The sequence below is a fragment of the Bacillus infantis NRRL B-14911 genome, assembly GCF_000473245.1.
GTDB lineage: Bacteria > Bacillota > Bacilli > Bacillales > Cytobacillaceae > Bacillus_AB > Bacillus_AB infantis.
The window spans coordinates 4,303,947-4,312,500 of sequence record NC_022524.1 but is presented as its reverse complement, the minus strand read 5'-3'; the positions used below and the strand labels follow the sequence as shown (position 1 = coordinate 4,312,500).

The 8,554-nt window shown below is 39.6% G+C and carries 6 protein-coding genes (1 of these 6 running past the window's edge); all 6 read left to right on the top strand.

Translation table 11 applies throughout. The features are described from left to right. Nucleotides 1-170 carry the 3' portion of a YesL family protein gene (locus tag N288_RS21445; RefSeq protein WP_022544464.1) on the top strand. It extends 472 nt beyond the left edge of the window, so the window shows 170 of its 642 coding nt (coding positions 473-642); its start codon lies off the left edge, out of view; its stop codon occupies nucleotides 168-170. Between the two features lie 2 nt (nucleotides 171-172). Next, nucleotides 173-1,939: a cache domain-containing sensor histidine kinase gene (locus tag N288_RS21440; RefSeq protein ID WP_009792770.1), complete on the top strand. Its 1,767-nt coding sequence runs from the start codon at nucleotides 173-175 to the stop codon at nucleotides 1,937-1,939. Then, nucleotides 1,932-3,494, top strand: a complete 1,563-nt coding sequence (locus N288_RS21435) for a response regulator (protein WP_009792771.1) — start codon at nucleotides 1,932-1,934, stop codon at nucleotides 3,492-3,494. Before N288_RS21440 ends, N288_RS21435 begins: the two co-directional genes overlap by 8 nt. A gap of 133 nt (nucleotides 3,495-3,627) precedes the next feature. Beyond that, entirely contained in the window at nucleotides 3,628-6,126 is a 2,499-nt protein-coding gene (locus N288_RS21430) for a hypothetical protein (protein WP_022544463.1), read from the top strand. After that, the gene (gene bglB, locus N288_RS21425) at nucleotides 6,117-7,202 is read left to right on the top strand and encodes a beta-galactosidase BglB (RefSeq protein WP_009792773.1); all 1,086 of its coding nucleotides are present in this window, start codon (nucleotides 6,117-6,119) and stop codon (nucleotides 7,200-7,202) included. Before N288_RS21430 ends, bglB begins: the two co-directional genes overlap by 10 nt. Further along, nucleotides 7,202-8,488, top strand: coding sequence for an ABC transporter substrate-binding protein (locus N288_RS21420; protein ID WP_009792774.1), 1,287 nt, complete (start codon nucleotides 7,202-7,204; stop codon nucleotides 8,486-8,488). Before bglB ends, N288_RS21420 begins: the two co-directional genes overlap by 1 nt. The last annotated feature ends 66 nt before the right edge of the window (nucleotides 8,489-8,554 follow it).

Genomic DNA, 8,554 nt, shown 5'->3' with positions numbered 1-8,554 from the left:
TTGGCATGGGAGGCATCCTCCTTTACTTGATTTTCTCGACTTTTCAGCCTGTACTCTTCTTTTTTGGTGCAAGCTTAACAAGTATGGTTATTATGTGGATTTCAGGCAATACGATCATTAATATGAAAAAGAAATCCACTCATAGTTTTTCAGCAGATAAAGCGGTATAGCTATGAAATATTTCCGCTTTCCAAAGTTCCGCCATTTAAAGAATCAATTATTGTTCCAGAATGCGCTTAGTATCAGTCTAATCATAGGGCTGACAGCAGTATTCACATATAATATTGCCATTAAAATACAGGTTAATGAAGCGATTAGATATAACACAGTGATGGTCACCCAGATTAGTAAAAGTATTGATGACATGGTGGAATCTTTTAATGATGTCATGGATGGGGTTACGTTTAACAATGAAATCCAGCGTTTGCTGCAAATTAAATATGATACGGGGAAAGAGATGCATCTCCTGAATAAATATTTAGCATCCCAAGTGGTGGATGAAACGGTTATGTTCAATGAGGTTGATCTTATCAATCTATATGATACTGAAAATCTCAGGGTGAACTTAAGAAGAAGTGTTAATAATAAAGACTTCAATTTCTTTAATGAACTTCGCCCCAATATGTATGACAGCAGCGGGAGAGTAACCTGGAGAGTGGAAAACTCGGTCATTACGGCCAATCGGCTGATATACGGCATTCATTCATACAAGATGGATGAAATTGGCTATTTAACCATGTCCATGAAAACCTCTTACCTGGAAGACCGGATCCAGAAGTATGATCCCACTGAAGAAAGGCATATTATCATCCTGGATCAGGAAAATAATGTTGTTTTAACGAATGCTGAAGACAGTGGAAATGATGCATTTACTTCATGGGCATCAGATCTGGATTATAATTCAATTGATTCCGAGTCTTTTGTGGATATACCGGGGGACGGAAGGATGATTGTAAATAACTATCAGTCTGAATTAACAGGCTGGAAAATCATTTCCTTAGTAAGTCTGAATGAGATCTCAGCAGGACCTGTATTAATTGGGAGAACGATTTTCTTAATAGGATTTGTGGCTATCGTTATTGGCATTGTTGTGATTTGGATCAGTACACATTATATTGTAAAACCGCTGAATCAATTGCGGCTTGTTATGGATGAGGTGGAAAAAGATAATTTCCATGTCCAGGTTCAAATTAACCGCAAAGATGAACTTGGAAGAGTTGGGGATAGCTTTAATAAAATGATGAATAAAATCAACAATCTGATTTCAGATATTTATCAGAAGGATATCAATGAGAAGGAAGCCCAATTGAGGGCACTAAGAGCCCAGATCAATCCCCATTTCCTTTACAATACATTGGATGCCATCAACTGGATGGCTCAATTTGATAAAACAGATGAAGTGAGCAAAATGACAATTGCGTTAAGCAGACTGTTAAAATCAAGCATATCCAACAATAAGGAATTTATCAGGCTGGAAGAAGAAGCAAAATATATTGATGATTACATGACGATCCAGAAGATCCGGTTCCAGGATAAAATACATTATTCAATGCAAATTGACGAAGCAGCAAAGAACTGCCTGGTCCCCAAACTGATCCTGCAGCCGATCGTTGAAAATGCGATGATTCACGGATTAGAAAAGAAACTGGAGAATGGTTATTTGCTCATTAAGGGATATGTGAAAAATGATCTATTGCATATTCAGATAATCGATAATGGTGTTGGGATGGACGAAAGGACAATGTCAGCATTGCTTAAAGGAGTTTATGTGAACCGGGATGAGAATAAAGGGACAGGAAATGGAATCTTGAATGTTCAGAATCGCATAAAGCTGCTATTTGGCAGAGAATACGGATTGAATATCGACAGCAATGAAAATGTCGGGTCCGTATTTGAATTGACGCTGCCTGTTCATAGGGAGGGCTATAAGAATGTATAAAGTTCTTATTATTGACGATGAGCCCATGATCACGAAAGGGTTATCCGAGAAGATTGATTGGGCCAGTCTGGACTGTATGATTCAAGGTATTGCTATGAATGGCCTGGAGGGGAAAAGAATGATTGATGAGCTGAGGCCTGATATCATTGTTTCGGATATTGTCATGCCAGGCTGCACAGGGCTCGAGCTGGCCAGCTATGTTCATCAGCATTATAAAAATACCATTATAATTCTGCTGTCTGGGCATGATGAATTTACTTTTGCTAAGGAAGCTCTCAAATACAGTGTTTTTGATTATTTGCTCAAGCCTACAATAAAAGAAGAAGTTATGAATGTGATTAGAAATGCTGTGAAGAATATCGAGGAAAAAAGAGAACAGGATAAGAATTATCAATATTTAGAGTCTGCTCTCCAGGAGAATATCCCGTTGATCGAGCAATCATTATTATATGATATTACAGTGAAAGGGACTGTTCATTCGAAAGATCTGAGAGATAAAATAGAAAGCTTTCATCTCACTTTCGGAAAAGGAGCCGTTTTAACAATTGAAGTTGATGCTTATGAAGAGAATCAAGCACCCAGCCCGATTAGCATAAGGTACATTGAGGAAATATTGAAGAAGAATAATATCACAGCGCGGTATGTAGCTAATGACAATCAGATTATTATTCTGCCCTCTTTTCCAATAGGTGTCCCCAGCAAGGTATTGGAAACGAGAGTTAGGGATGTATCAGATAAAATTATGGACCGCCTCAAAGCAATAGATCATTTAAGTGTATCCATTGGTATTGGCGGAATCTATTCATCTGTAAACAGTTTACACTCTTCTTACCTGCAATCAGCTGAAGCTTTGAAGAGGAGTTACTTTGCAGGAAAAGGGAAAGTTCATATTTTTGATGATCAAAAGCAAAGACATTCTGAGGTTAAAAACACAAACAGTCTGGAAAGCTTTATTCAATCTTTTGAAGAGCGGAGCCTTGAAAGGATTTTAGAAGAATATGAACTTCTTTTTAAAGAATTGAAGTACACATATGATAAGCAGTTCATCTTAAATCAATGCCTGGAGCTTCTCATTAAATTGGGACTGCTCGTATCCAAATGGGATAAACACTTTAAAATATCTGTCGGATACGGGCAGCTGGAGAAATGCACATCAATAGATGAGTTACAGGATTTCATGAAGAAAGTGATCATCCAAATTAAAGATCATCTATACGAAGAGATGAGTGAAAACAATATCGGGATTGTGGAGCAGGCAAAAAAAATAATCGAGCAGCAATATGACAATCCTGATCTGAGTGCACAATATATGGCTGACAAACTTGATGTGAATGTAAGTTATCTAAGCAGAACATTTAAAAAAGAGACAGGTGAAAACCTGATTAATTTTGTTACAGAAAAAAGAATGCAGATGGCTCAAAAGCTTTTGGATACTACTGATTTAAAAACAAACGAAGTGGCTAAAAGGGTTGGCTTTATAGATGCACGATATTTCGGCCAGGTGTTTAAAAAATTCATGAGTACAACTCCGTCTCAATATAAGAAAAGCAAATAGTCAAAATTTTAAACATAATATTCAAAATTTTCAACATCTTACCCTTCTTCTTATTCGATAGAATAAAAACAAGAAGGATTTTTTTTTATAAAAAATGCAAGCGTTTACAAAAGGAAAGAAGGGAGGAAAACTGTTGAATCAGATTAAATATCCATTGAAGCCTGGCCAGCCGGTAAACCGGTGGCTCATCGCCGGTACGTTTGAAGAGGAGAAATCCTTTAGACGCCTTGCGATGAATGTAACTGGCGATTTAAATCGCTGGTTAACTGAAGGCTTCTCTGTATTTGAAAATCCAAGCAGAAAAGAATTTATAGACGCCCATAATGAAATCAGCATAGACAAAATACATATCCCGGAAGCATTCCCAGGAAAACCACTGTTATACGGGGAAACAGCGAAAAAATGGAGGCTTTATTTCCCCTGGAAAAATAAAAAGGTGGAACAATCCGGATTCTGGCAGCAGCCCACCCATCTGAAATCATGGGCCCTTACTCATATTCGATCAGATATAGAGCAGAAGGTTCCTTTTAGAATGTTCACCTGCGGCAGTGCAGCCGTTTGGATCAATGGGGAAAAAGTATTGCAGTTTTCGCCCTACACAAGAAACCTTGAGAAGAATATTCAGTTTGAGGCAGTCCTGAAAGAAGGCGACAATGAGTTTTTGATTTTCTATGAAGATCTGGCAGAACGGGACACACTTTATTATTTCCGATTAGATTATCTTGGAACTGAACCATTGGAAATGATGCTTCCGATCGGGAAATTAGCAGCTGATGACATTCATTCCTTAGAGAATGCTCTAAAGGGTGCCTATTTCCAAAGCGATGTTGTTAAACATGGAGATGTTATCATTCATTTTGAAAATCCTTTAAAGGAAGAAGTCCTGCTGCAGTGCAGCTTTAAAACGGAATGGTGGGGAGAACAGCATGATCTGGCAAAAGCTGCGCCTCCTGGATCCAGTGAAGTTTCTTTTGGGAAAGTTGAAGAATTGGGAATGGGCAATGCTTTATTAAAGGTAGCCATTCAACATGGATCAATAGCGATTCAAAAAGATATGTTCCTTCAATTATATCCGGAGAAATTGGTCCCTGCAGACATAACGGAGAGTTTACTGGAAAGAAAAGAGCAAGCTCTATCCTTTATTGCCAGATATGGAAGCAGTGATATCCACCGCGCATATGCCCTTGTCAGGACAGGAGCAGATAAAGACCTTGCAGAGTCCATAGTAAGGGACACGCTTAAAGTAATCAATGCAAGATATGACTGCAGTGATTTCTACTTGAATCAGCTTTTCAGATTTTGGATCGATTTTCGTGAAACAGAATTATTTGAAGAAGATTTCTGGGAAGAATGCAAGAGTGCCATTTTGAATTACCGCTATTGGTTTGATGAGCCTGGAGACGATGTGATGTGGTTCTTCAGCGAAAATCATGCTTTGCTGTTCCACACCTGTGAGTATCTGGCAGGACAGCTTTTCCCAGATGACATATTCCCAAATGCAAATATAACAGGGGCTGCTCATGCTGAAAGAGCGAAGGAAAGGCTTCAGAAGTGGTTTGACAAATTCCATGTAGAAGGTTTGGCAGAATGGAATTCAAGTGCTTATATACCGATTAATGCGATGGGCTTCTTCCAGATCTATGACCTGGCAGATGATAAGCTGCTGAAAATGGAAGCCAAGAAGGCCCTGGACACAACCTTTCGATTAATGGCTCTTAATAGCCATAATGGCTACCTTTCCTGTTCTCATGGCCGTATATACGAGAAAGAGCTGAAAGGAAATTATAATAACGCCACTACTTCTTTACTCTGGATAGGCTACGGAGAAGGAAACCTGAACAATGCCACTTTTGCAGCTGTATCTTTCTCTATCTCAAATTATGAACCGCCTGAATATAAATCACTCATTCATTTAAAGCCTAATGAAAACATTATCTTCAAGCATCACCAGGGGTCAGAAGGATTTGTTGATCTTTATACGTTTAAGAATAGATACGGTTTATTATCAAGCGCGGTCGAATACAGGCTCTGGAAAAATGGCTACTCGGAACATGTGATCCATTCTATACTCAGTCCGGAAGCGACCGTGTGGATTAACCATCCGGGAGAAGAAGCAGAGCTTGGCACAGGCAGGCCGAGCTTTTGGGCTGGAAATGGCATATTGCCGAAGGTAGACCAATATAGGGATATTGCGATGGTCCATTATAAAATCAGCCCTGAAAATGAAATCGCCTATACGCATGCCTATTTCCCTATTGCTGCTTTTGACCAGGTCAAAATAACTGGAAAATGGTGCTTCGGAAGAATAGATGATTCTTATATTGCTATATACGCCAAGAATGGAATCCGTCTTCAAGAGGAAGGCCAGAATAAAAATCGTGAGCTGATATCCGAAGGAAGAGACAACAGCTGGATCATCCGCAACAGCCATGTAAATCTGTTTCCTGCCTTCAGTGACTTTATAGATAGTATGGCAGGGGCTGAGATTCATGCTGATGAAGAAGGTGTCATTTTCAAGGATCCCGTTCACGGGGTTATCCATAGTTCATGGAATTCACCATTCAAGGTGAATGATGATATCCAGTCAAACGGAAATCAGCAGGCGGAAGGAGTTCTTGAACAATGGACATAAATACAGATCTGATTGACTCAAAAGTAAAGCTTGTTACGAATGCGATGAAATCATTAAAAAATGATGAGAGTTTCATAGAAGAATTCCCAATCGGGCTGATAGATATCCATTTATGGGAGTGGCCGCAGGGTGTAGGAATTTATGGACTATATAAATATTATAAGCTGACCAATGACAGAGAAACCCTCGACTTTCTATTAAACTGGTTCGATCAAAGAATTGAAGAAGGCCTGCCGGAGAAAAATGTAAACACCATGTCGCCATTGCTGACGCTGATGTATTTAGCGGAAGAAACAAAAAATCCTGAATACATCAAGATATGTGATGAGTGGAGTACATGGGTCATGGAAGATATGATCCGTACCGGTGACAGTGCTTTGCAGCACATGATAACCGGTGATCCCAATGACGGCCAGATACTGATTGATACATTGTTCATGACCGTGCTGTTTCTAACTAAAGCAGGTACGTATTTCAACCGTCCGGATTATATCGAAGAATCGAAAAAACAGTTCCTCATTCATATTAAATATTTATATGACAAAAAAACAGGTCTTTTCTTCCATGGCTGGGACTTTAACGAGAACCATAATTATGGTGCTGTCAGGTGGGGAAGAGGCAATGGCTGGTATACATGCGGCTTGCTGGAATACTTAGAAATCGCAGAGCTGGAAAAAGGCATCAAAGATTATCTGCTGGATACATGGCACAGCCAGGTGAAGGCATTAGCAGAACTGCAGGCGGACAGCGGTCTATGGCACACAGTCCTGGATGATCCGGAATCTTATGAGGAAACCTCCGCAACAGCTGCTTTTGCATTTGGCATACTGAAAGGCGTACGAAAAGGCTATCTGGATGAGAAATACTTGCAGACAGGGTTAAAAGCCTTAGAAGCAGTCATCCGTGAAGTAGATCATCAAGGTGTAGTGCAGAAAGTTTCATACGGAACACCAGTCGGGATGGATCGTGATTTCTATCAGAATATCCCGATCAGCCCAATGACATACGGCCAGGCGCTGACCATCTTATTGTTAATAGAATCAATGGAGTTTTCAATGAAAAGGGGGAAATATTGATGAAAAAAGTATTTAAAATGATCTCTATGTCATTACTGGCTGCCGTTCTTTTGATCAGTGTAACAGCCTGCTCTGACAGCTCAAGCTCAAATGGCTCCGGCGGGTCAAAAGACAAAAAAGTAACTCTTGATTATCTTTGGTTTACTGATGGTGTCGAAGGCGATGTTATGCGAGACATTATTAAAGACTATCAATCAGAAAATGAGAATGTTGAAATCAATTTAATTGAAGTTGCGTATGCTGATTTTAATACTAAATTAAAAACAATGATTGCAGGAGGAAAGCCGCCTGCATTGGCACGTGTGACTGATACGGGCATCTTTGCAGAACAGGCTCTGGATCTTACTGAATATGTGGGCGGTGCTGAAGAGTTTACTTCACAGTTTTTGCCTTCTATCAAGCCTTACTATGTAAAAGATGACAAAATCATCGCTACTCCAATGGATGTGACGGCAAACGGTCTGATTTACAATAAAACATTGTTCGAAAAAGCAGGTGTAGAAGTTCCGCAGTCACCAGATGATGTCTGGACTTGGGATGAATTCGCAGATGCCATTCAAGAAGTAAAAGAAAAAGGCGGAGCGAAATACGGATTATTAGTAGACTTTACTCCTCATAGATATTCAACGATGGTCTATGAATTTGGCGGAAGTATCTTTACAGAAGATCTATCTGCTCCTGCCATTAACAATGAAAACGGTGTTGCTGCTTTAGATAATTTTATTAAGCTCCATAAAGATGAGGTCATTCCTGAATCAGTTTGGCTGGGTGGAGAAAATCCTAATAACCTTTTCCGTTCAGGCACTGCTGCCGCTCACTTAGCCGGAAACTGGATGCTGAGCAACTACAAGGATATTGAAAATTTTGACTGGGGTGTAACTTACCTTCCAAAAGCAGAAATCCGTTCTTCAGTTCCAGGCGGGAAGTATATCATGGGCTTCAAAAATACTGGACTTGAAGATGAAACAGCAGAGTTTATTAAATACCTATCATCACAGGAAGTGAATGCGAAGTTTAACCAGGAATCACTATTCTTAAGTGCAAGAAAAGACAATAACGAATTGGATTATGAATTTGGCAAAGAAATGTTTAAGGTCTTCTCAAATGAATTGGAAAATACACCAGAAGCTGCTGCAAATGATTGGGGCAATCAGGTAGTCATTTCAAAAGTGACAACTGATATGAGAGATGCGGTTGTAGAAGCACTCAGCGGCGGAATTTCATCTCAAGAAGCAATGGACAAAGTTGCAGAGCTATTAGAAGAGGCTATTGCTGATCAAGAATAACAGTTTTGTTATTAGTGGTGATCACCTCATATGGGGGGTCACCACTTTTAAAAACAGAGGACAGTA